21 protein-coding genes and 2 pseudogenes are annotated in these 25,201 nt (G+C 60.7%); 13 read left to right on the top strand and 10 right to left on the bottom strand.

Annotated features, from left to right (window positions below; genetic code table 11):
* Positions 1-185: 185 nt before the first annotated feature.
* The 3 genes from C8K58_RS26280 to secA all read right to left on the bottom strand — a co-directional run bounded on the left by C8K58_RS26280 (position 186) and on the right by secA (position 5,225).
* Complete coding sequence (locus tag C8K58_RS26280; RefSeq protein ID WP_108574615.1) at positions 186-1,130, bottom strand: Nudix family hydrolase; 945 nt, start codon at positions 1,128-1,130, stop codon at positions 186-188.
* A gap of 18 nt (positions 1,131-1,148) precedes the next feature.
* Complete coding sequence (gene argJ / locus C8K58_RS26285) at positions 1,149-2,366, bottom strand: bifunctional glutamate N-acetyltransferase/amino-acid acetyltransferase ArgJ (protein WP_027605527.1); 1,218 nt, start codon at positions 2,364-2,366, stop codon at positions 1,149-1,151.
* A 123-nt stretch (positions 2,367-2,489) separates the two neighbouring features.
* Positions 2,490-5,225 carry a preprotein translocase subunit SecA gene (secA, locus tag C8K58_RS26290; RefSeq protein WP_027605526.1) on the bottom strand — a complete coding sequence of 912 codons (2,736 nt, stop codon included), beginning with the start codon at positions 5,223-5,225 and terminating at the stop codon, positions 2,490-2,492.
* A 294-nt stretch (positions 5,226-5,519) separates the two neighbouring features.
* On the opposite strand from secA, the gene C8K58_RS26295 reads away from it, so the two are divergent.
* Positions 5,520-5,975: a DUF721 domain-containing protein gene (locus C8K58_RS26295; RefSeq protein ID WP_027605525.1), complete on the top strand. Its 456-nt coding sequence runs from the start codon at positions 5,520-5,522 to the stop codon at positions 5,973-5,975.
* 4 nt (positions 5,976-5,979) lie between these two features.
* On the opposite strand, the gene C8K58_RS26300 is transcribed toward C8K58_RS26295, so the two are convergent.
* On the bottom strand, positions 5,980-7,458 hold the full coding sequence (locus tag C8K58_RS26300; RefSeq protein WP_051429346.1) for a helicase HerA-like domain-containing protein: 1,479 nt from the start codon (positions 7,456-7,458) through the stop codon (positions 5,980-5,982).
* Positions 7,459-7,649: 191 nt separating this feature from the next.
* On the opposite strand from C8K58_RS26300, the pseudogene C8K58_RS33205 reads away from it, so the two are divergent.
* The 4 genes and pseudogenes from C8K58_RS33205 to C8K58_RS26315 all read left to right on the top strand — a co-directional run.
* Positions 7,650-8,681, top strand: a pseudogene (locus C8K58_RS33205) (cache domain-containing protein); the annotation flags it as partial.
* A 93-nt stretch (positions 8,682-8,774) separates the two neighbouring features.
* Positions 8,775-9,539 (top strand): methyl-accepting chemotaxis protein, encoded by a 765-nt coding sequence (locus C8K58_RS33210; RefSeq protein ID WP_370671262.1) that lies wholly within the window; start codon positions 8,775-8,777, stop codon positions 9,537-9,539.
* 106 nt (positions 9,540-9,645) lie between these two features.
* On the top strand, positions 9,646-10,767 hold the full coding sequence (locus tag C8K58_RS26310; RefSeq protein WP_108574616.1) for a glycosyltransferase family 1 protein: 1,122 nt from the start codon (positions 9,646-9,648) through the stop codon (positions 10,765-10,767).
* Positions 10,760-11,497: pseudogene (locus tag C8K58_RS26315) on the top strand (DUF2334 domain-containing protein); the annotation flags it as partial. The gene C8K58_RS26310 and the pseudogene C8K58_RS26315, both read left to right, overlap by 8 nt.
* An 8-nt stretch (positions 11,498-11,505) precedes the next feature.
* Here C8K58_RS26315 and C8K58_RS32805 read toward each other — a convergent pair.
* Together C8K58_RS32805 and purU are read right to left on the bottom strand one after the other, a co-directional pair.
* Positions 11,506-11,691 carry a hypothetical protein gene (locus tag C8K58_RS32805; RefSeq protein ID WP_108574617.1) on the bottom strand — a complete coding sequence of 62 codons (186 nt, stop codon included), beginning with the start codon at positions 11,689-11,691 and terminating at the stop codon, positions 11,506-11,508.
* 88 nt (positions 11,692-11,779) lie between these two features.
* Positions 11,780-12,628, bottom strand: a complete 849-nt coding sequence (gene purU / locus C8K58_RS26325; RefSeq protein ID WP_027605521.1) for a formyltetrahydrofolate deformylase — start codon at positions 12,626-12,628, stop codon at positions 11,780-11,782.
* A 348-nt stretch (positions 12,629-12,976) separates the two neighbouring features.
* On the opposite strand from purU, the gene mvaT reads away from it, so the two are divergent.
* On the top strand, positions 12,977-13,351 hold the full coding sequence (mvaT, locus tag C8K58_RS26330) for a histone-like nucleoid-structuring protein MvaT (RefSeq protein ID WP_003175830.1): 375 nt from the start codon (positions 12,977-12,979) through the stop codon (positions 13,349-13,351).
* 89 nt (positions 13,352-13,440) lie between these two features.
* Here the strand turns inward: mvaT and sbcB are convergent, their stop codons facing one another.
* Entirely contained in the window at positions 13,441-14,868 is a 1,428-nt protein-coding gene (gene sbcB, locus C8K58_RS26335) for an exodeoxyribonuclease I (protein WP_108574618.1), read from the bottom strand.
* Between the two features lie 166 nt (positions 14,869-15,034).
* Between sbcB and C8K58_RS26340 the strand changes: the two genes are divergently transcribed.
* From C8K58_RS26340 to C8K58_RS26365, 6 genes are read left to right on the top strand one after another with little or no spacing between them, the layout of a single operon-like run.
* Entirely contained in the window at positions 15,035-15,727 is a 693-nt protein-coding gene (locus tag C8K58_RS26340) for an RDD family protein (RefSeq protein ID WP_108574619.1), read from the top strand.
* Complete coding sequence (locus C8K58_RS26345) at positions 15,724-16,704, top strand: stage II sporulation protein M (protein WP_027605518.1); 981 nt, start codon at positions 15,724-15,726, stop codon at positions 16,702-16,704. The genes C8K58_RS26340 and C8K58_RS26345 overlap by 4 nt, the downstream gene beginning before the upstream one ends.
* Positions 16,691-18,211 carry a DUF4129 domain-containing protein gene (locus C8K58_RS26350; protein WP_092358378.1) on the top strand — a complete coding sequence of 507 codons (1,521 nt, stop codon included), beginning with the start codon at positions 16,691-16,693 and terminating at the stop codon, positions 18,209-18,211. Before C8K58_RS26345 ends, C8K58_RS26350 begins: the two co-directional genes overlap by 14 nt.
* Positions 18,208-19,365 carry a DUF4350 domain-containing protein gene (locus C8K58_RS26355; RefSeq protein WP_108574620.1) on the top strand — a complete coding sequence of 386 codons (1,158 nt, stop codon included), beginning with the start codon at positions 18,208-18,210 and terminating at the stop codon, positions 19,363-19,365. Before C8K58_RS26350 ends, C8K58_RS26355 begins: the two co-directional genes overlap by 4 nt.
* Entirely contained in the window at positions 19,362-20,357 is a 996-nt protein-coding gene (locus C8K58_RS26360; RefSeq protein ID WP_027605515.1) for a MoxR family ATPase, read from the top strand. The genes C8K58_RS26355 and C8K58_RS26360 overlap by 4 nt, the downstream gene beginning before the upstream one ends.
* 7 nt (positions 20,358-20,364) lie before the next feature.
* The gene (locus C8K58_RS26365) at positions 20,365-21,696 is read left to right on the top strand and encodes a DUF58 domain-containing protein (protein WP_027605514.1); all 1,332 of its coding nucleotides are present in this window, start codon (positions 20,365-20,367) and stop codon (positions 21,694-21,696) included.
* A gap of 60 nt (positions 21,697-21,756) precedes the next feature.
* Here C8K58_RS26365 and C8K58_RS26370 read toward each other — a convergent pair whose 3' ends face one another.
* Together C8K58_RS26370 and C8K58_RS26375 are read right to left on the bottom strand one after the other, a co-directional pair.
* The gene (locus C8K58_RS26370) at positions 21,757-22,116 is read right to left on the bottom strand and encodes a PilZ domain-containing protein (protein ID WP_098478843.1); all 360 of its coding nucleotides are present in this window, start codon (positions 22,114-22,116) and stop codon (positions 21,757-21,759) included.
* Positions 22,117-22,341: 225 nt separating this feature from the next.
* Positions 22,342-22,716, bottom strand: a complete 375-nt coding sequence (locus C8K58_RS26375) for a hypothetical protein (RefSeq protein ID WP_025854787.1) — start codon at positions 22,714-22,716, stop codon at positions 22,342-22,344.
* 175 nt (positions 22,717-22,891) lie between these two features.
* Between C8K58_RS26375 and pyk the strand changes: the two genes are divergently transcribed.
* A complete protein-coding gene (pyk, locus tag C8K58_RS26380; RefSeq protein ID WP_027605512.1) occupies positions 22,892-24,343 on the top strand; it encodes a pyruvate kinase in 1,452 nt (483 codons plus the stop codon).
* A gap of 98 nt (positions 24,344-24,441) precedes the next feature.
* Here the strand turns inward: pyk and C8K58_RS26385 are convergent, their stop codons facing one another.
* On the bottom strand, positions 24,442-25,191 hold the full coding sequence (locus tag C8K58_RS26385) for an enoyl-CoA hydratase-related protein (RefSeq protein ID WP_027605511.1): 750 nt from the start codon (positions 25,189-25,191) through the stop codon (positions 24,442-24,444).
* Positions 25,192-25,201 lie beyond the last annotated feature (10 nt).

Raw genomic sequence — 25,201 nt, forward strand, 5'->3', positions numbered from 1 at the left:
AGGGCATGATCAGTTACCTCCTGATCATGCGTATTAGCCTGTAAACCATGTCCCCGGTTAGAAATGTAAACGATGTCCCCGGTTTGTACCGGGGCAAGCCCCCTCCCACATTTTGATCACATTCCAAAGTTGGAACCCGGTCGAATGTGGGGGGCTTGCTCCCGATAGGGCCCTTCAGAGCACCATCAAGCCTCAGGCCAGAACGCCCGAATCCCTGCGACACCTTGAGCGCCGGCTTCCCACGCCTGCTCCCGCTCAGCAGGCCCTACCCCACCCAGCAGAAACACCGGTTTGCTGAACCCACGGATCAACTCTGCCGCCTGTTCCCAGCCCAACGGCTGCGCATCGGGATGGGTCTGGGTCGGCTGCACCGGCGACAGCGTGACAAAATCCACGTCCATCAACTCCGCCAACGCCAGTTCTTCCGCGTTATGGCATGACGCCGCCAACCAGCGGTCCTTCGGCAACGGCCGGCCCTTGCTCGCATACTTGCGCAGTTGGGCCGAAGTCATATGCCAGCCGGCCGCCGGGAAGTCCCCGAGCCATTCAAACGGACCCTTGAGCATCAACTGCGCCTTACCGGCGCACAGGCCCACCGCATCTACCGCAAGATCGCGGTATTTGGGGTCGTAACCGTTGGGCGCCCGCAACTGAATCAGCTTGATGCCACCGGCGATAGCCTTCTGGATCCCGCGCAGGAGCGTGGGCGTTTCCAGCTCGCCCGGCGTGATCAAGTAGTCGGCCGGCAAGCGCGCAGCCGCCACGATTGGCGCATTGGCGGCCGGGAACTTATAGTGGGGCAGATCGCGCGGGGTCACCCATTCCAGCGGTTGTCCCTCGGCGCCGTGGGGCTCGCCGGTAAAGGCCGAGACTTCCCAGACATCCAGCAACACCTGCTTGTCCGGGTAGTCATGTTGCACCTTGATCAGCGGTCGCGCCGTGGAGACCTGAATACCCAGCTCTTCCTGCAACTCACGGGACAGGGCCGTGGCGACCGACTCATCGGCCTCCACCTTGCCACCGGGAAACTCCCACAGGCCGCCCTGATGCTGGGTATCGGCACGGCGCGCCAGCAGGATCCTGCCGTCGACACCGCGGATCACCGCTGCTGCTACATGCACTCGTTTCACCGCGCTTATCCTCTTCTATCAGGTGCGGTATTCCGCATTGATCTTCACGTACTCGTGGGACAGGTCGGTGGTCCAGATGGTTTCGCTGCACTCACCGCGACCGAGCTCGATGCGGATAGTGATTTCTTCCTGCTGCATCACCGCCGAACCCTGGGCTTCGGTGTAGGTCTCGGCACGGGCGCCACGGCTGGCGATGCATACGTCGCCCAGGAACACGTCGATCTTGCTCACGTCCAGGTCCGGCACGCCGGCACGGCCGACGGCAGCCAGAATACGGCCCCAGTTCGGGTCGGAGGCGAACAGCGCGGTCTTGATCAGCGGCGAGTGGGCCACGGTGTAGCCGACATCCAGGCATTCCTGGTGGTTGCCGCCGCCGTTGACTTCAACGGTCACGAACTTGGTCGCGCCTTCACCGTCACGCACGATGGCCTGGGCCACGTCCATGCACACCTCGAACACCGCCTGCTTCAACGCCGCGAACAGCGGGCCGCTGGCTTCGGTGATTTCCGGCAGGTTGGCCTGGCCGGTGGCGATCAGCATGCAGCAGTCATTGGTGGACGTATCGCCATCAATGGTGATGCGGTTGAACGACTTGTTGGCGCCGTCCAGGATCAGGCTGTGCAACACATCGCGGGAAACCTTGGCGTCGGTGGCGATATAGCCAAGCATGGTGGCCATGTTCGGGCGAATCATGCCCGCGCCCTTGCTGATGCCAGTCACGGTAACCGTCACACCGTCGTGCACGAACTGGCGGCTCGCGCCTTTTGGCAGGGTGTCGGTGGTCATGATGCCGGTGGCGGCTGCCGCCCAGTTATCCACAGACAGGTCGTCCAGCGCGGCTTGCAGGGCGCCTTCGATTTTTTCGACCGGCAGCGGCTCACCGATGACGCCGGTGGAGTATGGCAGCACTTGGCTGGCGTCCACGCCGGCCAGTTGGGCCAGCTTGGCACAGGTACGTGCGGCGGCGACCAGCCCAGGCTCACCGGTACCGGCGTTGGCATTGCCGGTGTTGGTCAGCAGGTAACGAATCGAGCCGGCAACACGCTGCTTGGCCAGGATCACCGGCGCGGCGCAGAAGGCGTTGAGGGTGAACACGCCCGCAACGGTCGAGCCTTCGGCACAGCGCATCACCACCACATCCTTGCGCCCTGGACGCTTGATGCCGGCCGAAGCGATACCGAGCTCAAAACCGGCAACCGGGTGCAATGTGGGCAAAGGACCAAGACCAACAGCCATGAATGCGCTCCTTAAAAATAGGTGATGTCTGTGCCGTCGTGATCGACGGTGAAGTTAATGGCAAAACGCCGCGACGGCAGGGGCCGGTCGCGGCGCGGGGTGTAGCAGCGTCAGGCAAAAATCTTAGTTGATTTCGCCGTGGCAGTGTTTGTACTTCTTGCCCGAACCGCACCAGCACAGTTCGTTGCGGCCCAGCTTCTGCTCGTTGCGAACCGGGGTCTGGGCCAGGGCCACATCGACCTCTTCACCCAATACTTCAGGCGCTTCCAGACCGGGTGCCTCGTCGTGCTGGAACTGCATGCGCGCAGCCAGTGCCTCGGCCTCCTGGCGCAGGCGCGCTTCTTCCTCGATCGGGTCTTCGCGACGCACCTGAACGTGGGACAGCACGCGAATCGAATCGCGCTTGATCGAATCCAGCAACTCGGAGAACAGCGTGAACGACTCGCGCTTGTACTCCTGCTTCGGGTTCTTCTGGGCATAGCCACGCAGGTGGATGCCGTGACGCAGGTGGTCCATGGTCGACAGGTGGTCTTTCCACAGGTCGTCCAGCACACGCAGTACGATTTGCTTCTCGAAGGTGCGCAGTGCTTCGGCACTCGCCTGCTCTTCTTTCTCGTTGTACGCGGCCAGCAGCTCGGTCATGAGCTTCTCGCGCAGGGTTTCTTCGTACAGGTGGTCGTCTTCGTCGAGCCATTGCTGGACCGGCAAGTCGACACCGAAGTCGCTCTTCAACGCCGCTTCCAGGCCAGCGACATCCCACTGCTCAGGCAGCGATTGTGGCGGGATATGTGCGCTGACAGTGGCGTTGAGCACGTCCTGACGGAAATCGGCGATGGTTTCGCCAATGTTGTCGGCGGCCAGCAACGTGTTACGCATGTGATAAATCACTTTACGCTGTTCGTTGTTGACGTCATCGAACTCGAGCAGTTGCTTACGAATGTCGAAGTTACGGCCTTCTACCTTGCGCTGGGCCTTCTCGATGGCGTTGGTCACCATGCGGTGCTCGATCGCTTCACCGGACTGCATGCCCAGGGCCTTCATGAAGTTCTTCACCCGATCCGAGGCGAAGATACGCATCAGGCTGTCTTCCAGGGACAGGTAGAAACGGCTGGAACCGGCGTCACCCTGGCGGCCGGCACGACCGCGCAGCTGGTTGTCGATACGACGGGATTCGTGGCGCTCGGATGCGATCACCTGCAAGCCACCGGATTCCAGCACGGCCTGGTGGCGTTTCTGCCAGTCTGCCTTGATCTGGGCGATCTGCTCAGGGGTCGGATCGTCCAGCGAAGCCACTTCCACTTCCCAGTTGCCGCCCAGCAGGATGTCGGTACCACGACCGGCCATGTTGGTGGCGATGGTCAGCGCACCCGGGCGACCGGCCTGGGCGATGATCTCGGCTTCTTTTTCGTGGAACTTGGCGTTGAGGACCTTGTGCTCGATGCCTTCCTTGTTGAGCAGGTTGGACACGTGCTCGGAAGTCTCGATGGTGGCGGTACCTACCAGGATCGGACGGCCCTGGGCCATGCCGTCCTTGATGTCGTTGATGATCGCCGCGTATTTCTCTTCGGCGGTCAGGAACACCAGGTCGTTGAAGTCTTTACGGGCCAGCGGCTTGTTCGGCGGGATGACCACCACCGACAGGCCATAGATCTGGTGGAATTCGAACGCTTCGGTGTCGGCGGTACCGGTCATGCCGGACAGCTTGTTGTACAGGCGGAAGTAGTTCTGGAAGGTGGTGGACGCCAACGTCTGGCTTTCGGCCTGGATGTTGAGCATTTCCTTGGCTTCGATGGCCTGGTGCAGGCCTTCGGACAGACGACGGCCCGGCATGGTACGCCCGGTGTGTTCGTCGACCAGTACGACCTGGCCATCCTGCACAATGTATTCGACATTGCGATGGAACAGCTTGTGGGCACGCAGGCCGGCATACACGTGGGTCAGCAGGCCCAGGTTGTGGGCCGAGTACAGGCTCTCGCCTTCGGCCAGCAGGCCGATCTGGGTCAGCATGTCTTCGACGAACTGGTGACCGGCTTCGTTGAGTTCGACCTGGCGGGTCTTCTCGTCGATGGTGAAGTGACCTTCTTTGGTCACCACGCCTTCCACTTCCTCGATGTGCTGCTCAAGGCGCGGGATCAACTTGTTGATCTCGGTGTACAGGCGCGAGCTGTCTTCGGCCTGGCCGGAGATGATCAGCGGGGTACGGGCTTCGTCGATGAGGATGGAGTCGACTTCGTCGATCACGGCAAAGTTGAGTTCGCGCTGGAATTTTTCTTCCATGCTGAACGCCATGTTGTCGCGCAGGTAGTCGAAACCGAATTCGTTGTTGGTACCGTAGGTGATGTCGGCGGCGTAGGCGGCGCGCTTCTCTTCCGGCGGCTGGAACGGCGTTACCACGCCGACGGTCAGGCCGAGGAATTCATACAGCGGGCGCATCCAGTTGGCGTCCCGACGAGCCAGGTAGTCGTTCACCGTCACAACGTGCACGCCCTTGCCGGACAGTGCGTTGAGGTAAACACCCAGGGTTGCTACCAGGGTCTTGCCTTCACCGGTACGCATTTCGGCAATCATGCCTTCATGCAAGGTCATGCCGCCGATCAACTGCACGTCGAAGTGGCGCATGCCCATGACACGCTTACCGGCTTCACGGGCAACCGCAAAGGCTTCGGGAAGCAGCTTGTCGAGGGTTTCACCTTTGGCTATGCGGGCCTTGAACTCTTCGGTCTTGGCGCGCAATTGCTCGTCCGAAAGGGCAACCATCTGCTCTTCGAAGGCATTGACCAGCTGCACCGTCTTGAGCATGCGTTTGACTTCGCGCTCATTCTTGCTTCCAAAAAGTTTCTTTAACAAAGGCGCAAACATATCGGCAGGTTCTTCCACACATAGGGATGGAGGGCGCACCGTGAGTGGCCCGAGCAGCCCTCACGGCCGCATGCGAACGCGCATTCTACCCGGAATCGTGGGTGAGGAAAGTGGCGTTGTTCCCCGAGGCGGGCAAGGGGCTGTGAGAGGGCTTGTTTAAAATAAGGGCTTTTGCGCGAACTTCAACCCGTGGAGCTCATTGATTTTGTGGATAAAGCCCCGGCAATGCATTGCCCGGGGCCGCGTAGACGCTTTCTGCTAAGATGGCCGCTCTGTTACTTAAGGTGTCCAATCATGGCATTTCGCCCTCTTACAGCCCGCGCGCCCAGCGTGTTGCTTCGCGAAGCCAAGCCGTTGAAAGCCATCTTTGGCCATGCGCAACGCTTGGGCCATTTGCAACGCCTGCTCGAAAGCCAACTGCAACCGGCGGCCCGTGAGCACTGCCACGTGGCGTCCTGGCGTGAAGGCAACCTGCTGCTGATTGTCACAGATGGCCACTGGGCGACCCGCCTGCGCTATCAGCAAAAACGCCTGCAGCGTCAATTGATGGCGTTCGATGAGTTCGCCAGCTTGACGCGCATCCAGTTCAAGGTGCAGCCGCCGACCGTGCAGCAAGGCGCGGCGGGCCACACGATGGACTTGTCGGAGACGGCGGCCGAGACGATTCAGGCCACGGCCGACGGCATCAGCGATCCGGGCCTGCGCGCGGCACTTGAGCGGCTGGCCGCCCATGGCAAGCCCAAGCCCTGAACCGCTACTTGCGCTTACTGCCGCCCAGCAAAGACCCCAGCAAACCACGCACCAGTTGGCGCCCCATCTGATTGGCGGCCTGCTGCATCGCGGACTTCAGCGCCTTGCCTGCGGTGGTTCCCAGAAACGCCCCGGCCTTGTCGGTGAAGCTGGGCTCCTCGTCGGCCTGCCTGGCCTCTTCGGTCGGTCCAAGCGCCTTGCGCGCCATCAATACTTCATAGGCCGACTCGCGATCAATCGGCTTGTCATAGCGCCCCTGCAAGGGCGAACCGGCCACCAATGCAGCGCGTTCAGCGACGCTGAGCGGCCCGATTCGCGATTGCGGCGGCGCGACCAGTACGCGCTGGACCACTTCAGGCGTACCTTTTTCCTGCAAGGTGCCCACCAATGCCTCACCCGTGCCCAACTCGGTCAACACCGATAACGCATCAAACGCCGGGTTCGGCCGGAACCCGTCTGCGACCGCTCGCAAGGATTTCTGTTCTTTCGTGGTGAACGCCCGCAGGCCATGCTGGATGCGCAAACCCAGTTGCGCCAGCACGGAGTCCGGCAGGTCGCCCGGCGATTGGGTGACGAAATACACCCCCACGCCCTTGGAACGGATCAGCCGCACCACTTGCTCCAAGCGCTCCTGCAAAGCCTTGGGCGTGTCGGCAAACAACAAATGCGCCTCGTCGAAAAACAGCGCCAGCAACGGTTTGTCGGCATCGCCGCGCTCGGGCAGCTGCTCGAACAATTCCGCCAACAGCCACAACAGGAAGGTCGCGTACACCTTCGGCGCTTCATGCACCAGGCGGCTGGCGTCCAGCAGATGGATACGCCCGCGTCCCTCGCGGGTGGGCTGCAAGATGTCTTCAAGCTGCAGGGCCGGCTCGCCAAACAACGCCTCGGCGCCCTGCTGCTCCAATACTGCCAGACGCCGCAACAGCGCCTGGCTGGAGCCGGTGGTCATCAGCGCCGCATCCTCGCCGAGCAACTCCGGGTGATAACGCAGGTGGTTGAGCAGGGCCTTGAGGTCCTTGAGATCCAGCAGCAACAGGCCTTCGCGATCCGCCACCTTGAACGCCGCGTAAAGGGCCGACTGCTGGCTGTCCGTGAGTTCCAGCAAACTGCCGAGCAACAACGGCCCCATTTCGCTGATGGTGGTGCGCAATGGATGACCGGACTGCCCGTGGATATCCCACAGCGTGACGGGATACGCCTTGGCCGTGTAATTAAGGAACGGCATGCCGGCGATGCGCTCTGCGACTTTGCCCTGAGGGTTGGCGGCGGCACCCAGGCCACAGAGGTCACCTTTGATATCCGCGGCAAATACCGCGACGCCCGCATCACTGAACGCTTCTGCCAGACGTTGCAACGTGACCGTCTTGCCTGTGCCCGTGGCGCCGGCGATCAAACCGTGACGGTTGGCCAGGCGCATGGCCTGGGCAATGGGCTGGCCGTCAAGACCGGCACCGATAAGGAGTTGCGTGGAGTCAGGCATTTCGTCACCCATGGTTAATCTTTAATGTCGCCAGGTCGATAAGACAGATGTGAGACCCACAAAGTCTAAAAAACGCTCAGATAGTTCCTACAGGGACCAACGGAAATATCAAACTTTTTTTGACGCTACCCTCCCGCGTGTTCCACAAGGACGCGCTTCGGATATTAAGACCTTAGCGGACCCTTCAAGCTATGAATAAAAATCTGCGTTTCAGCCATAAAATCCTGCTTGCAGCCTCCCTTATCGTCATCGCGGCATTTACGCTGTTCACCCTTTATAACGACTATTTGCAACGTAACGCGATACGCGAAGACCTCAATAGCTACCTGCACGAGATGGGCGACGTCACCGCCAACAGTATCCAGACCTGGCTGACCGGACGTATCGCATTGGTGGAAAACGCCGCACAGAACATCGCCATCAACCCTGAACCCGCTGCGGTTGCAAGCCTGCTGGAGCAGAAAACCCTGACGTCATCGTTCATGGCCACCTACGTGGGTGACAGTCAGGGCGCCTTCACCATCCGTCCCGACACCAAGATGCCGGACGGCTTCGATCCACGCGTTCGCCCCTGGTACAAAGGTGCCCAGAGCAGCAACGGTTCGACCCTGACCGAGCCCTACATCGACGCAGCCACCGGGCAATTGATCATCTCCATCGCCACCCCCAGCGCCAAGGGCAGCCAGAGCATCGGCGTGGTCGGCGGCGACCTGAGCCTGCAGACCCTGGTGGACAACATCGGTGCACTGAACTTCGGTGGCATGGGCTATGCGTTCCTGGTCAGTGCCGACGGCAAGGTGCTGGTACACCCGGACAAAAGCCTGGTGATGAAGTCCCTCTCCGATGTCTACCCAAAACACACGCCCACCATCAGCGGCGACTTCAGCGAAGTCGAAGCCAACGGCAAGGACAACATCGTTACTTTCACACGGATCAAGGGGCTGCCCTCGGTGAACTGGTACCTCGGGGTATCGGTGGACAAGGACGAAGCCTACGCAATGCTCAGCAAATTCCGCACCTCCGCCGTAATCGCCACCGTGATTGCCGTGGTGATCATCATCGCCCTGCTCGGCATGCTGATACGCGTGCTGCTGCAGCCGCTGCACGTGATGACTCGCGCGATGCAGGACATCGCCGACGGCGAAGGTGACCTGACTCGCCGCCTGGCCATCCAGAATCACGATGAGTTCGGCACCCTGGGTAACGCATTCAACAGCTTCGTAGAGCGCATTCATACATCGATCCGCGAAGTGTCCTCAGCCACCCAACAGGTGAATGAAGTCGCACTGCGGGTTGTCAGTGCGTCCAACTCGTCGATGGTCAACTCCGACGAACAGGCCAACCGCACCAACAGCGTTGCCGCCGCGATCAACGAACTGGGCGCCGCCGCACAGGAAATCGCGCGTAACGCCGCACAGGCCTCCAACCAGGCCAGTGATGCACGGCAATTGGCCGAAGACGGTCAACAGGTGGTCGAACGCAATATCAAGGCGATGACTCAGCTGTCTGCAATGATCAGTGCCTCAAGCAGCAATATCGAAGCACTTAACAGCAAGACGGTGAATATCGGCCAGATTCTTGAGGTAATCACCAGTATTTCCCAGCAAACCAACCTGCTGGCACTGAATGCCGCTATCGAAGCCGCACGCGCCGGGGAAGCCGGGCGCGGGTTTGCGGTGGTCGCCGATGAAGTGCGCAACCTGGCCCATCGCACCCAGGAATCGGCACAGCAAGTACAAAAGATGATCGAGGAGCTGCAAATCGGTGCCCGTGACTCGGTCAGCACCATGAGCGACAGCCAGCGCCACAGTCATGACAGCGTGGAAATCGCCAACCTGGCCGGCGAACGCTTGAACAGCGTGACCCAGCGCATTGGCGAGATCGACGGCATGAACCAGTCGGTGGCCACCGCGACCGAAGAGCAGACCTCGGTCGTGGAGTCGATCAACATGGACATCACCGAGATCAACACCCTCAATCAGGAAGGCGTGGAAAACCTGCAATCGACGCTGCGCGCCTGCGCCGACCTGGAACAGCAGGCGGCACGGTTGAAACAGCTGGTGGGCAGCTTCCGGATCTGAACTACCGCAGGAGCCGGTCAGGCTCCCGCACTGTTTTCACGATGAACGCCAACCGAACATCTATCCTTAGCTCAGGTCCACGTTAGGAGAGCAATGGATCGGAGGGATGTTCATCGTGCATATCGCTGACATAACCATGTTCTACGCCCCGACAAGCGGCGGCGTGCGCACTTACCTGGACGCCAAGCACCGACGCCTGAGGCTTAAGCCCGGCATTCGCCATAGCCTGTTGATTCCTGGCGCGCAATGGAGCAACCAGGATGGCATCTTCAAGGTACCGGCTCCCGCGCTGCCCTTCGGCAAAGGCTACCGCTTCCCCCTTCGCCTCGCCCCTTGGCGAAATGTCCTGCACGATTTACAGCCCGATCTGATCGAGGTAGGTGATCCCTATCTCACCGCCTGGGCCGCGCTGGATGCCCGGCGCCAGCTGGATGTGCCGGTGATCGGCTTTTACCACTCCGACTTACCGCTACTGGTGAGCAACCGCATGGGGTCTTGGCTTGCCCCGAACGTTGAAGCCTATATCAGCAAACTCTATGGAAGTTTCGACCGAGTACTGGCGCCCAGCCAGGTAATGGCCGACAAGCTCATGGGGCTCGGCGTGAAGAATGTGTTCGTCCAACCACTGGGCGTGGACCTGCAAACCTTTACCCCTGACGCCCGCGACCCAGGCCTGCGCGCCGAGCTGGGGATCGGCGAAGACACCCGCCTGCTGATCTTTGCCGGGCGCGGCTCCAAGGAAAAAAACCTGCCGATCCTGCTTCGCTGCATGAAACGCCTGGGGGACGGCTATCACTTGGTGCTGGTGGGCTCCGGCATGCCGACCAGCGTGCCGGCCAATGTCACCGTCATCGAGGGGTTTCGCCCGGCACAGCATGTCGCCCGGCTGATGGCCAGTGCCGATGCCTTGCTGCATGGCGGCGACCAGGAAACCTTTGGCCTGGTCATCCTCGAAGCCATGGCTTGCGGCATACCGGTAATCGCGGTGGCGGCTGGCGCGTTCACGGAGATAGTCGACGAACGCTGCGGCCTGCTGTGCGCACCAAACAACCCAAGGGCGATGGCCGATACGGTGCGCGAGCTGTTCAACCTCGGCAGCAGGCGCCTGGGCGCGCAGGCTCGGCGTCATGTAGAACAACATTACGCCTGGTATACGGTGGTCGACAGCCTGCTCGGCCACTACCACGCGGTACTGGGCAGTCACAAGCCGATGCCTTCCCATGCATGAGCGCTCGGTATTACTGGTGCTGCACGATGTGGCGCCGCACAACTGGGCCGATTATCGGCCCTTTGTCGAAGCCGTCGATGCCCTGGGCGCCGTGCCAATCACATGGTTGGTGGTGCCGGACTTCCATCATCGCGACGCCTTGACTGCCCACGGCGATTTTCAACGCCTGCTGGATCGCCGCGTGACCAAGGGCGATGAACTTGCCTTGCACGGTTACTACCATTGCGATGACCAACCGGCACCGCGCACACCCAAAGACTGGTTCATGCGCCGCCTCTACACCCATGAGGCTGAGTTCTATCAACTGTCTCAAGCCCAGGCCCTTGATCGTCTTCAGGATGGCATTGAAGTATTCCGGCGTCATGACTGGCCGTTGCACGGCTTCGTCGCACCCGCCTGGTTAATGAGCCAAGGCACTCGCGAGGCCCTGCGCCAACTACCGCTGAGCTACACCAGCAGCCCGCAGCATCTGTATCGACTGCCCGATTTCACGCCGATCGAAGCCCCGGGCCTGACCTGGAGTGCGCGCAGTGCATGGCGCCGAGGGGTGTCCAGAGTCATCAGCGATCGTCGCGAACAGCGCTGGCACGCCGCCCCGGTGATTCGCCTGGGCGTGCACCCGGTAGACATGCGCCACGCATTCTCTCGCGGCTATTGGCTTGAAACCGTACAACGCCTACTCGACGCAGGGCGAACACCGCAGACCAAGGCTGCCTGGCTGGCTGAACAGGTGGTCGCTCAAGCACCTCGGCCAGGGGCTCCGGGCAATTCATCGGCCTCCTGCAATTGCTCCCACAGCTCGGCGGCTCCCGGAAAGTCCGTACCGTCTTCCGGCTCCAGCGCATCCGGGTCGTAACGACTCAGGCAGCCCTCACCCAACGTCGCAGGCGACTTGGACGTGGCTTTATCAAGTGGGTCGGTCATGGCCTGGTCCTGAAAAGTGCGGGGAATGAAAAAGGGCCTGCAGCGATTTAACGCCCAGGCCCTTCTTTGTTCAACCAAGACGCTTGAATCAGAATACGACCGTCTTGTTGCCGTGCACCAGCACGCGGTCTTCCAGGTGATAGCGCAGGCCACGGGCCAGCACCATCTTCTCGACATCACGGCCAAACCGCACCATGTCCTCAATGCTGTCACTGTGGCTGACACGCACCACGTCCTGCTCGATGATCGGACCGGCATCCAGCTCTTCGGTGACGTAATGGCAGGTTGCGCCAATCAACTTCACGCCACGCAGGGAAGCCTGGTGGTAAGGCTTGGCCCCCACGAACGACGGCAGGAAGCTGTGGTGAATGTTGATCACCTTGCCTGCGTATTCGCGGCACAGCTCAGGCGGCAGGATTTGCATGTAGCGCGCCAGCACGACCACATCGGCCTCATGCTGCTTGACCAGGCGAGAGACCTCGGCGAACGCCGGCTCCTTGTCCTGCGGGTTGACCGGCACGTGGTAGTAAGGGATGCCATGCCACTCGACCATGCTGCGCAGGTCGTCATGGTTGGAGATCACGCACGCAATCTCGCAGTCCAGCTCGTCGCTGTGCCAGCGGTGCAACAAATCGGCCAGGCAGTGGGATTCGCGGCTGGCCATCAACACCACGCGCTTTTTCTGCTCGGTGTCGGTGATGTGCCAAGTCATCGAAAACTCTTCCGCGATGGGCGAAAATGCCTCGCGGAACGCTTCAAGACCAAAGGGCAGCGTGTCGGCACGGATTTCGTGACGCATGAAGAACCAACCGCTGAGGTTGTCCGAGTGATGGCTCGCCTCGGTGATCCAGCCGTTGTGGGAGGCCAGAAAGTTACTGACTTTGGCAACGATGCCGACCCGGTCCGGGCAAGCAATCACCAGCCGAAAAGTGCGCATTAGGGGGGAACTCCAGAACTTCACAAAGGCCGCCATTCTAGCGATTGTGCAGAAAAACTGCAGTATTCGATGAGCCTTATTCTGATCCGTTGCCCTGGCCACATCCCTTAATAGCGCATGGTTTTACCATTGCTATATGAATGAACAGCGCACGCTGCAGCAATTATGCGAATTTCAAGGAGATTATTTTCGGGGTAGCCCCTACTAATTAACTCGATTGCATAGCGTCTTCACAAACATTCAAAGTAATTCACCTGAATACGCGCTTAAATGTTTACTTGGGGAAACCGCCTGACTATTATTGGGCCACTATCCCTGTCAATCAGCGTTCTACATAAGGTAGTCCACATGTCTCTGATCAACGAATACCGTGCCACCGAAGAAGCTATCAAAGAGCTGCAAGCTCGTTTGAAGAACCTGTCCCAAGATGACAAACTGAAAACCGAGCTGGAATTCGAAGGCAAACTGCGCACCCTCATGGGTGAATACTCCAAATCCCTGCGTGACATCATCGCGCTGCTGGATCCAGAGTCGAAAGTTAAAGCACCCCGTGGCGCCGTGAAAACTACCGGTACCAAGCGTGCGCGCAAGGTCAAGCAATACAAAAACCCGCACAACGGTGAAGTGATTGAAACCAAAGGCGGCAACCACAAAACCCTGAAAGAGTGGAAAGCCAAGTGGGGCGGTGACGTGGTTGAAGGCTGGGCTACCCTGCTGGGCTAAGCCTCACCCGGTCTGCGCTTGATACGCAACCCATTAAAAACGCCAGCTTGCTGGCGTTTTTTATTGACCGTCTTTTCTACAAACCGCTATTACCGATTCACACGAGCGGCTAAAGAGTCGGCATATCTCTGCCATTGCTCCAGCACCTGCTGCTGAAACGGCGTCGCACTAACGGCCAACTCCTGCCGAGCGTGATTAAATGCCTCCAGGGTATTCGGCGCGCCGAATTCAGGATTTGCCAAACGTTGCTGACAGAAAAGTTTCCAACGTTGTAGCTCCTCGCCGTTCAGCGTATCGGGGAAGTTACGCGCCCGGTAACGAAACAATAATTCAGGCAAACGCTGATCATCAAAAGGCCACTGCTGGCTGGCTAACTGCGCAGGTTCCGCCGCCCGGACTTGCTCGCATAACCGTCGATCACGATCCCCGATAAAACCTTCGTAAAGCTGCTGTTCCGGGTCTGCGCTCGGGGCAAAATCTTCCTCGGCGTAAATAACCGCCAACTTATCGCGCCAAAGTGCCTGTGCGTCAGTTAGCCGCAGGGCTCGCGCCTGGCAAATATCCATATCCAATTGCAGGCGTTCACGGTCCTCGGCCCGCAGTACGTTCAAGGGCGCGACCACGGGGCAACGGTTGATATGCACCAACTTGAGCGGCACCGGCAGTTCACCTTCGGCAAGGTCCTCGCGACGGGTATACAGGCGTTGGCGCAAGGCAGCGGCATCCAGGTCCAGCAGCCCCTGGGGATCGAGCCCAAGGTCGCAGACAATCAGTGCATTGCGGTTGCGCGGGTGCCAGGCCAGGGGCAGCACGACCCCCAGGTAATGACGCTCGGCGGAAAAACGTCCGGAGATATGCACCATGGGTTGCAGCAGGCGCACCTGGTCCATCACCCGTTGCTTGCTGCGCAGTTGAAACAGCCAGTCGTACAGCTTGGGCTGCTTCTCGCGCACCAGGCGCGCCAGGGCGATGGTGGCACGCACGTCGGATAACGCATCGTGGGCCTGGCCATGGTCAATCCCGTTGGCGGCGGTCAGGCGCTCGAGCTTGAGGGTCACGCGCCCATCCTGCTGCGGCCACTCGATGCCTTCCGGGCGCAGGGCGTAGGCAGTGCGAACCACATCGATCAGGTCCCAGCGGCTGTTACCGCCCTGCCACTCCCGCGCGTAGGGGTCGAAAAAGTTGCGATACAGGCTGTAGCGCGTCATTTCGTCGTCAAACCGCAAGGTGTTGTAACCTGCGCCGCACGTCCCCGGGGCCGCCAGTTCGGCATGTACACGGGTCATGAAATCGGCCTCGGCCAGGCCTTTTTCCGCCAGTATTCCAGGGGTTATACCGGTAATGGCACAGGCGGCGGGATGGGGCAGGATGTCGTCGCTGGGCAGGCAGTAAAGATTGACCGGCGGGCCGACCTCGTTGAGATCGAGGTCCGTACGAATGCCGGCAACCTGAAGTGGGCGATCGCTGCGCGGGTTGATGCCGGTGGTTTCATAGTCGTACCAGAAAATGGTGGTCACGGGCTATTCCTGTGCTGAAGATCGACAAAGTCTAGGCGTTCAGCCGTGTTCGGGGCCAGCACCAATTCCACTGTACAAACATCCAGCAAAACCTTGAGTAGTTGCTTCCATCACGGACACTGTTAGCATCCGTGTCTCCAGCCGCTCTGCACTGCCAAGGATCGCGATGCCATCAGCCCCATTGGACACCCTCTACCAGATCGAGACCCCGGAGGGCATCGACCTGCCACTGCGCCCAGCCGGCCTGGTGCCACGGGCGCTGGCATTTGCCTTCGACCTCGGCGCACGCGCAGTGATCATGGGCGTGCTGCTGGTGCCATTGGCGTTGCTCGGCAATATCGGTATCGGCCTGGGATCGCTTCTGCTGTTCCTGGTCAGTTGGTGGTACATGGTGCTGTTCGAGGTGCTCAACCAGGGCTGCTCACCGGGCAAACAGGTCATGGGCTTGCGGGTCGTGCAGGACGACGGCACCCCCATAGGCTGGTCGGCGTCGCTGATCCGCAACCTCCTGCGGTTTGTCGACATGCTGCCTTTCGGCTACTTTCTCGGCGCCATCAGTTGCCTGCAACATCCTCACTTCAAACGCCTTGGCGACCTGGCCGCCGGCGCCCTGGTGGTCTACCGCGAACAGCCGCTGGCACGTCCCCAGGTGCCCCAAGCTGCAGCCCTGCGCTTGCCGTTTGCCCTGGACCTGAGTGAACAGCGAGCGATTCTTGGCTTCGCCGAACGCCAGGGCGAACTGTCCCCTGAACGGGTACACGAACTCGCCTCGATCCTTGCGACGCCGCTGCAGGTGTCCCCGGCCCGCGCCGTGGAGCAACTCAACGGTGTGGCCCGCGGCCTGCTGGGGCCAACATGAAGCAGAGTCTTTTCGAAAGCCGTTACCAACACCAATGGCAAGCGTTTGCCGAACAACTGAAGCAGTTGGAACACGGCAAGGCCAAGGCCAGTGATATGGCCGATTTCCCTCATCAATACCGGCGTCTATGCCAGCTCCTGGCCCTCGCCCAGGAGCGCGGCTACAGCAGTTACCTGGTGGATCCCCTGCAACAACTGGCATTGCGCGGCCATCAACAACTGTATCGCCACCGCAGCCAATTGGCCGCGAACGTGCTGAGTTTCGTCCTGGCCGATTTTCCGCGTCTGGTGCGAGAACAGTGGCGTTTCGTGTTGATTGCCAGCCTGCTGTTCTTTGGCAGCCTGCTGGGCATTGCCCTGCTGGTCTACCTGTTTCCCGACCTGATCTACAGCATTGTCAGCCCCCAGCAGGTGGCAGAGATGCAGGGCATGTATGACCCCGAGGCCAGCCGGCTGGGGCGCGCTGCCGAACGTGCTTCGAGCGAAGACTGGATGATGTTTGGCTACTACGTGATGCACAACATCGGTATCGCCTTTCAGACATTTGCCGCCGGCTTGCTGTTCGGCCTGGGCAGTGTGTTTTTCCTGATATTCAATGGGCTGATCATCGGCGCGATTTCCGGGCACCTGACCGAAATCGGCTATGGGCAGACCTTCTGGTCATTTGTCATCGGCCATGGGGCCTTTGAGTTGACGGCCATTGCACTCGCCGGTGCCGCGGGCCTGCAACTGGGCTGGGCGTTGATCGCCCCGGGGCAACTGACCCGTGGCGAATCCCTGCGGCTCGCCGCTCGCAAGAGTGTGCAACTGCTGTGCGGTGTCATGGTGTTCCTGCTGATCGCAGCATTTATCGAGGCCTACTGGTCTTCCACCACCCAGATCGCCCCTTGGATCAAATACCTGGTGGGTGCTGCACTTTGGCTACTGGTGGCGGCTTACCTGACCCTTGCCGGACGGACTCGCCATGCGCCTGAGTAATGCCAGCGTGGCGATTCGCCCGCGTACCGCATGGGAGGCCATGGACCTTGGGGTATTAATGGCCCGGGAGCATCGCCTGCTGTTGATGAGCAGTTGGGCGCTGGTGACCCTGCCGGTTTTTGCCCTGCTTACCGCGTTGCTATGGAAATACCCGTCCACAGCCGTGTTCCTGTTCTGGTGGCTCAAACCGGCGTTCGACCGCTTGCCTTTATATATCCTCTCCAAAGCCCTGTTCGGCGAAACACCCAGCCTTAAGCAGGCCGTGCGCCAATGGCCAAGACTGCTTAACCACCAACTGCTGGCCAGCCTGACCTGGCGCCGACTTAGCCTCAGCCGCAGTTTTATAATGCCGGTCAGCCAGCTCGAAGGCCTGGACGGCCAGGCGCGCCAGAAACGCCTGGGCGTGCTGCAGCAGCGCAATGCCGGTGCAGCGCGCTGGTTGACCACCGTTGGGGTGCACCTGGAAATCGGCTTGTGGTTCGGCTGCATGGCGCTGTTCTATCTATTCATTCCGCAACAGCTTGAACTGGATTGGGATTGGCAACGGTTGGCGCTGGCGACGGGCTCCGAGGGGGTCTGGCTGGAACACTTGAGCAATGCCTTCTACGCCTTGATCCTGGTGTTTTGGGAGCCCATCTATGTCGCCTGTGGTTTCAGCCTTTATCTCAATCGCCGCACCCTGCTGGAGGCGTGGGACCTGGAGCTGGTATTCCGCCGCCTGCGCCAGCGTCTGAGCAGTGTGGCGCCACTGTTAGTGCTGGTGATCGGGCTGACCTTGCTGCCATTCAACCCGCCCGCCATGGCGGATGACGCCAAGCCACTGCCCCCCCAGAGCGCAAGCCAGTCCATCAAGTCGCTGCTGGACAAGCCGCCCTTCAAAAATCCGGAAACCGTCACCCGCTATCGCTTTGGCGAAGAAAAGTCCGTCGTTAAAAACAAGGCACACAGTGACGGCAAACTTCCGGCGTGGCTGCAGGCACTGCTGGACAACCTCAACAGCAACACGTTCAAGCCTGTCGCCCAAGGCCTGGAAGTGCTGTTATGGAGCCTGCTGATCGGTGGCGTGGCCCTGGTGGCCTGGCGTTATCGGGACTGGTTGCGCACCTTTGTCAGCCTGCGCGGGGCACGTACACCCAAAGCAGCGAAACCACCACCCGCGCAATTGTTCGGCCTGGAACTGGGCGCCGAGACCCTGCCCGAGGATATCGCCAGCGCCGCCGAGCAACTCTGGTCTACCCAGCCACGGGAGGCCCTCGGCCTTTTGTATCGTGGCCTGCTGAGCAGGTTGCTGCATGACTTCAACCTGCCCCTTAGAAGCGCTGACACCGAAGGCGAGGTCCTGCAACGGGTTCACCAGTTGCAGCAGCCGCAGTTGCTGGCCTTCAGTGATGAATTGACGCGGCACTGGCAAAACCTCGCCTATGGCCATCACCTGCCCCCGGTCTCAGTCCAGCAGACATTGTGCAACGATTGGCGTGCCCTGTTCAGTGCGGGAGGCGCCCGATGAACCGGCCATTACTGTGGGTGGGGCTGCTGTTGGCGTGCCTGCTTGGAGCGGGCGGTTTTTACGCATGGAGCAAAGCGATCCCCTATGAAGAAGTGGTGGACCGCGGCCCCTCCCCGGAAGCCCTGGCCAATCCTTACCTGGCAGCCGAACACTTTCTGCGCCTGCAAGGCCTGGCCGTTGAGCGCGCCAATGGCCTGGAACGCCTGGCGAGCCTGCCCGCCAAGGGCAACAGCCTGCTGTTGCTGGGCGAACGCGGCAACATGTCGCCACGCCAGGCAGGGCAACTCCTGGACTGGGCCAGGTCCGGCGGCCATCTACTGGTGGTCGCCGAGGCCCTGTGGGACGAAGAAACCGGCAAGAGCGGCGACCTGCTGCTCGATCGCCTGCCTATCCACCAAGTCCTCAGCGATGAACCCGATGCCCCGGCCCCAGCCCGCAAAAATAAAGCACCGGACCTGACCAAACTGTATGTCGACAACGACACAGCCCCGGTCTATTTCAGTTTCGAGACCGACTTCAACCTTATCGACCCCAAGCACCTGGCACAATTTTCAGCCAATAGCGCCCGGTCGAGCCACTTGATGCAACTCGACCTCGGGCAAGGCCGCGTAACGGTGATCACCGACAGCGAGCTGTGGAAAACGCCGGACATTGGCAAACACGACAATGCCTGGCTGCTGTGGCATCTGACCCAGGGCACTGCCGTAACCTTGTTGTTCAACGGCGATGTAGATGACCTGTTCACCCTGCTGCTGCGTTATTTCCCCCAGGCGTTGGTGGCGCTTATTGCCCTGATTGCCCTGGCACTCTGGCAGGCAGGTATGCGCCAGGGCCCAATCCAGGCGCCCGCCCCCAAGGCACGCCGGCAATTGCAGGAGCACCTGAAAGCCAGCGCCGACTTCCTGCTGCGTCGCAGCGGCCAAGGCACCCTGTTGCAGGCCTTGCAGCGCGACATCCTGCGCGCCGCACGGCGGCGTCACCCCGGCTTTGAACATCTCGACAACACGGAACAGGGGCGAGTACTTGCCCACCTGACGCGCCAACCCTCCCACGTCATCAGCCAGGCCCTCGGCCCACTCCCGACGAAACGGCTTTCCAGTGCCGATTTCAGCCGGCAGGTGGCGTGCCTGCAAACTCTCAGGAATGCCCTATGAGCGAATTTCCCAGCGCTACCACCCTGCCCGGCGACTCTCTGCAACGCGCCAGCCAGCAGGCCCAGGCCCTGCGCATTGAACTGCGCAAGGCAGTGATCGGGCAGGATCAGGTAATCGATGATGTACTCACCGCGCTGATCGCCGGCGGCCACGTATTGCTCGAGGGTGTCCCCGGGCTGGGCAAGACCTTGCTGGTACGTGCCCTGGCCCGTTGCTTTGACGGCGAATTCGCGCGGATCCAGTTCACCCCGGACCTGATGCCCAGCGATGTCACCGGCCACGCGGTGTACGACCTGCACACCGAACAGTTCAAGCTGCGCAAGGGGCCAGTATTCACCCACTTGTTGCTGGCCGACGAAATCAACCGCGCTCCGGCCAAGACCCAGGCAGCCCTGCTCGAAGCCATGCAGGAACGGCAAGTCACCCTCGAAGGCGAGGCGCTGCCCATTGGCCAGCCGTTCATGGTACTTGCCACGCAAAATCCCATCGAACAGGAAGGCACCTACCCCCTGCCGGAAGCCGAACTGGACCGTTTCATGCTCAAGGTACGCATGGACTACCCCGATGCGCAGCAGGAACTGGATATGGTGCGCGAAGTGACACGCTCATCACGGGCCGACATGCTGGACGTGCACCCGTTGCGCACCGTGCTGAAGGCCGAGGACGTGCTGCAACTGCAGCTGGTCGCCAGTGAACTGGCCCTGGATGAACACGTGCTCGACTATGCCGTGCGCCTGGCGCGAGCAACCCGCAGCTGGCCGGGACTGGCCATAGGCGCCGGCCCGCGAGCCTCCATCGCCCTGGTACGCGGCGCCCGCGCACGGGCCTTGTTACGTGCAGGCGAGTTCGTCACACCGGATGACATCAAGGACTGTGCCCTGGCGGTACTGCGTCATCGGGTACGTCTTGCGCCAGAACTGGATATAGACGGGCTGGAGGTCGACCAGGTGCTCAAGCAGCTGCTGGACCAGATTCCGGCACCCCGGCAATGACCCGTCCATGAAACCGACCCGTCTGTTATTAGCCTGGCTCAGCGTACTGCTGGGCTTGAGCATCCTGCTGGGCGCTGCGGCCGCCTTGCAGCTCAAGGTACCCGAGACCTTGCACTCAATAACATGGGGCTTGCTCCTGGCGCTGTTGCTGCTGGCCATGCTCGACGCGCTGCGACTGCGCCGCCGACCCTCACCACGCGTGCACCGGCAGATGCCCGGCAGCCTGGCGCTGGGGCGCTGGGGCGAAGTCCGCCTGTCCCTGGAACATGACTACCCACAGGCGCTGACAGTGCAGGTGTTCGATCACGTCCCCGACGGGCTGAGCGTGGAAAACCTGCCCCAGTCCATCGAACTGCACCCTGGTGAACGCAGTGAGCTGGGTTATCGCCTGCGCCCCTTGCGGCGTGGGCATTTCGCGTTCAGTCGCTGCGAAGTCCACCTGCCCAGTCCCTTGGGGCTCTGGTCTGCACGGCGTTTTATCGAAGCCGAGGATGCCACCCGCGTCTACCCGGACTTCGCCCGCCTGTACGGGGCACAACTGCTGGGTGTGGATAACTGGTTGAGCCAACTGGGGGTCCGTCAACGGCAACGACGAGGATTGGGACTGGAGTTTCATCAGCTGCGCGAGTTTCGTGAGGGCGACAGCCTGCGGCAAATCGATTGGAAAGCGACCGCGCGGCAACGTACCCCCATCGCCAGGGAGTATCAGGACGAGCGCGACCAGCAGATCGTGTTCATGCTCGATTGCGGCCGACGCATGCGCAGCCAGGATGACGAGCTGTCCCATTTCGACCACGCCCTCAATGCCTGCCTGCTGCTTAGCTACGTGGCCCTGCGCCAGGGCGATGCGGTGGGGTTGTGCACCTTTGCCACTGACCAGCCACGCTACCTGGCACCGGTCAAGGGCAGCAGCCAATTGAACCTGTTGCTCAATACGGTCTATGACCTGGACACCAGCCGCCGAACCGCCGACTACCAGGCAGCGGCCAGCCAACTGCTGGCCCGGCAAAAACGGCGGGCATTGGTCATTATTGTCAGCAACCTGCGGGATGAGGATGATGAAGCCCTGCTCTCCGCCGTCAAGCGCATCAGTCGTCAACATCGGGTGCTGGTGGCGAGCATGCGTGAGGAAGTACTCGATCGACTGCGCCAATCCCCCGTACAAACCTTGCCCGAAGCCCTGGCCTACAGCGGTACTGTCGACTACCTCAATACTCGGGATGAATTGCATGACCGCATGAACGCCCACGGTCTGTCGGCGTTGGATACGTTGCCATCAGAAATGGGGGCGGCCCTGGTGACACGCTACCTGGGTTGGAAGAAAGCCGGAGTATTCTAAAAAAGCGCACGACTGCGGCAGGGATGGCAGCACCCCGGCCGCGTCGACAGCGCGCCGCTTCTAGGCCGAAGCCTGCAAGGAATCAAAACTGAAGTACTGCAACAGCACGTTGATCAGTTGCCCATATTCCTCGGGGGCTTCAAGCACGCTGAACCCGGAATCATAGTGCTGCGGGTTGATATCTTCATGGCTCCACAGGCAGGTCGCCGTGATGTCAATGACATGGAACGTGTCGTCAGCCCCGGGTATCTTCAAACGCAACTCGAAGTCCACATCGACCATCATGGGTAACTGGCTGACCAACATCAGCCCGTCGTCAGAGACGTTACCCAAAAAACCTATGGGTTTGTCGGTGACACGGTTAAACACTTGCAGGAAATACGGTAGTTGATGCCGCTCGATCCGTCGGTCGGTAAACATGGTGAGATCGCCATCCAGTGGCCATGACTCTGGCCGTGCCAGTGATTCGGAACGAGCGCAATTGCTCGCTCTCCCTGGATCTCGGTGTGACAACGGACAACATTTTGTCACTCGACAGCTGCCGAATCCGGGCCCTGCATCCGTTCGAATAGAAACTTGTACAAACGAACGTTGAAAGAATAGCCCAAGACTGGCAACGGGCCAGTTATTAAATGACGAATGCCATTACAAAGAGGCGGGCCGCGGCTGTGCCACGCTCGCACCGGGGTAATGGCCCAGTTGCTGCAAGGTATCCAGCCTCGCGCGGGCACGGTAGGCGTACTCGCTCGACGGGTACTGGTTAATGATGAATTGATAGGTTTGCACGGCGTCGACGAACAGTTTCTGGCGTTCCAGGCATTGCCCGCGCAACATCGAAACTTCCGGCTGAACATAACGCCGGGTACGGCTCTCGCGGTCGACCTGGGATAGTTCCAAAGTGACACGCTCGCAATCACCGACCTTGTACGCACGGTAGGCATTGTTCAAATGGTGGTCCATCGACCAACGGGTGCAGCCGACAACACTGACGGCCAGGGCAGCAATGAGCAAAATTCGCATGAAGGTTCTCCTGTCTTGTGCAGTGTATCGACCCCTCGTCAAAAATCTTCAAGGATGTTCATCTATTCAACCGGCGCGAAAACAAGCGAATCGTCGATAAGTAGTGCAAACGAACAATGACTACAACCAAAGAGCATAGTAGCCTTCCTCAGCGCTTGAACTCAGGAGTCTGTGCATGTCCGTCCGTCGTACCAAAATCGTCGCCACCCTTGGCCCGGCCAGCAACTCGCCGGAAGTCCTCGAACAGCTGATTCTGGCTGGTTTGGACGTTGCCCGTCTGAACTTCTCCCACGGCACCCCGGACGAGCACAAGGCTCGCGCCAAGCTGGTGCGTGACCTGGCCGCCAAGCATGGCCGCTTCGTCGCACTGCTGGGTGACCTGCAAGGCCCGAAAATCCGTATCGCCAAATTCGCCAACAAGCGTATCGAGCTGAAGATCGGTGACAAATTCACCTTCTCCACCAGCCACCCGCTGACCGAAGGCACCCAGGACGTCGTGGGTATCGACTACCCGGACCTGGTCAAGGATTGCGGCGTCGGTGACGAGCTGCTGCTGGACGACGGTCGCGTGGTGATGCGCGTCGACACCGCGACCCCGACTGAATTGAATTGCACTGTGATCATCGGCGGCCCGCTGTCCGATCACAAAGGCATCAACCGTCGCGGCGGTGGCTTGACCGCCCCAGCCCTGACTGAAAAAGACAAGGCCGACATCAAGCTCGCCGCTGAAATGGAAGTGGACTACCTCGCCGTGTCCTTCCCGCGCGACGCTGCCGACATGGAATACGCCCGTAAACTGCGCGACGAAGCCGGCGGTACCGCCTGGCTGGTGGCGAAGATCGAACGCGCCGAAGCCGTGGCCGATGACGAAACCCTCGACGGCCTGATCAAGGCGTCCGACGCGGTGATGGTTGCCCGTGGCGATCTGGGTGTGGAAATCGGCGACGCCGAGCTGATCGGCATCCAGAAAAAGATCATCCTGCACGCGCGCCGCCACAACAAAGCGGTGATCGTCGCGACCCAGATGATGGAGTCGATGATCCAGAACCCGATGCCGACCCGCGCCGAAGTGTCCGACGTGGCCAACGCCGTGCTCGACTACACCGACGCCGTGATGCTCTCGGCCGAAAGTGCCGCCGGCCCGTACCCACTGGAAGCCGTGCAGGCCATGGCGCGTATCTGCGTCGGTGCCGAAAAGCACCCGACCAGCAAGACCTCCAGCCACCGCATCGGCAAAGTGTTCGAAAGCTGCGACCAGAGCATCGCCCTGGCCGCCATGTACACCGCCAACCACTTCCCGGGCGTGAAAGCGATCATTGCCCTGACCGAAAGTGGCTATACGCCGTTGATCATGTCGCGTATCCGTTCTTCGGTACCGATCTACGCGTTCTCCCCGCACCGCGAAACCCAGGCCCGTGCGGCCATGTTCCGTGGCGTATACACCGTGCCGTTCGACCCGGCGTCGTTGCCGCCCCATGAAGTCAGCCAGGCGGCCATCGACGAGCTGATCAAGCGCGGCGTAGTGGAGAAAGGCGACTGGGTCATCCTGACCAAAGGCGACAGCTACCACACCATCGGCGGCACCAACGGCATGAAGATCCTGCACGTTGGCGACCCAATGGTCTGAGTGACAGGCTGAAAACCAAAAGCCCCGCCATGTGAATGGCGGGGCTTTTTGCTTTCCGTGTGGCAGGGAGCATGTCGAATCGTCGCACCCACATCGGGTTAACGCTTGTCCATAAACCCCGACAGCGCCGCAATCGCTTCCGGCGACTTCAAGCGCTGCACAAACAACGCCCCCTCTTCCTCGATCACTTGCCGCAACTGCTCACGGTCCACGCTCTTCATCAACTGCTTGCAGACCTGCACCGCTCCCGGCGCCAGGGTTTCAAAGCGCTCGGCCATCTCCCGCGCCTTGGCCAACGCCGCCTCGCCACTGCCCAACGCTTCGGTAGCAATCCCCCACGCGGCCGCTTGTTCGCCGCTGAAGCCCTCACCCAGCAACAGCAGTTCAGCCGCCTTCGCGTGCCCCAATAAACGCGGGAGGATCAGGCTCGACCCAAACTCCGGGCACAGCCCCAAATTGACGAACGGCATGCGTAACCGTGCATCGCGGCTGATGTACACCAGGTCGCAATGCAGCAGCAGGGTCGTGCCGATCCCCACCGCCGCACCCGCTACGGCTGCGATCACCGGCTTGCGGCAGTTGAGCAGGCTTTTCATAAAGTGAAACGGCGGGCTGTCGAGGTCGCCGGGCGGCTGTTCAAGAAAGTCGCCGATATCGTTGCCGGCGGTAAAACACTCGCTGCTGCCCTGGATCAGCACGGCATTGATCTGCGGGTCCGCATCGGCCTGCTCCAACGCCTCGGCCAATTGGCTGTACATGGCTCGGGTCAGGGCGTTTTTCTTATCCGGGCGATTGAGCTGCAGGGTCAGCAGCCCGCGCTCGCGTTGCAGCAGGATGGCGTCGGTCATGGCGAATCTC

The sequence above is a fragment of the Pseudomonas sp. GV047 genome, from assembly GCF_003058245.1.
Classification (GTDB): Bacteria; Pseudomonadota; Gammaproteobacteria; order Pseudomonadales; family Pseudomonadaceae; genus Aquipseudomonas; species Aquipseudomonas marginalis.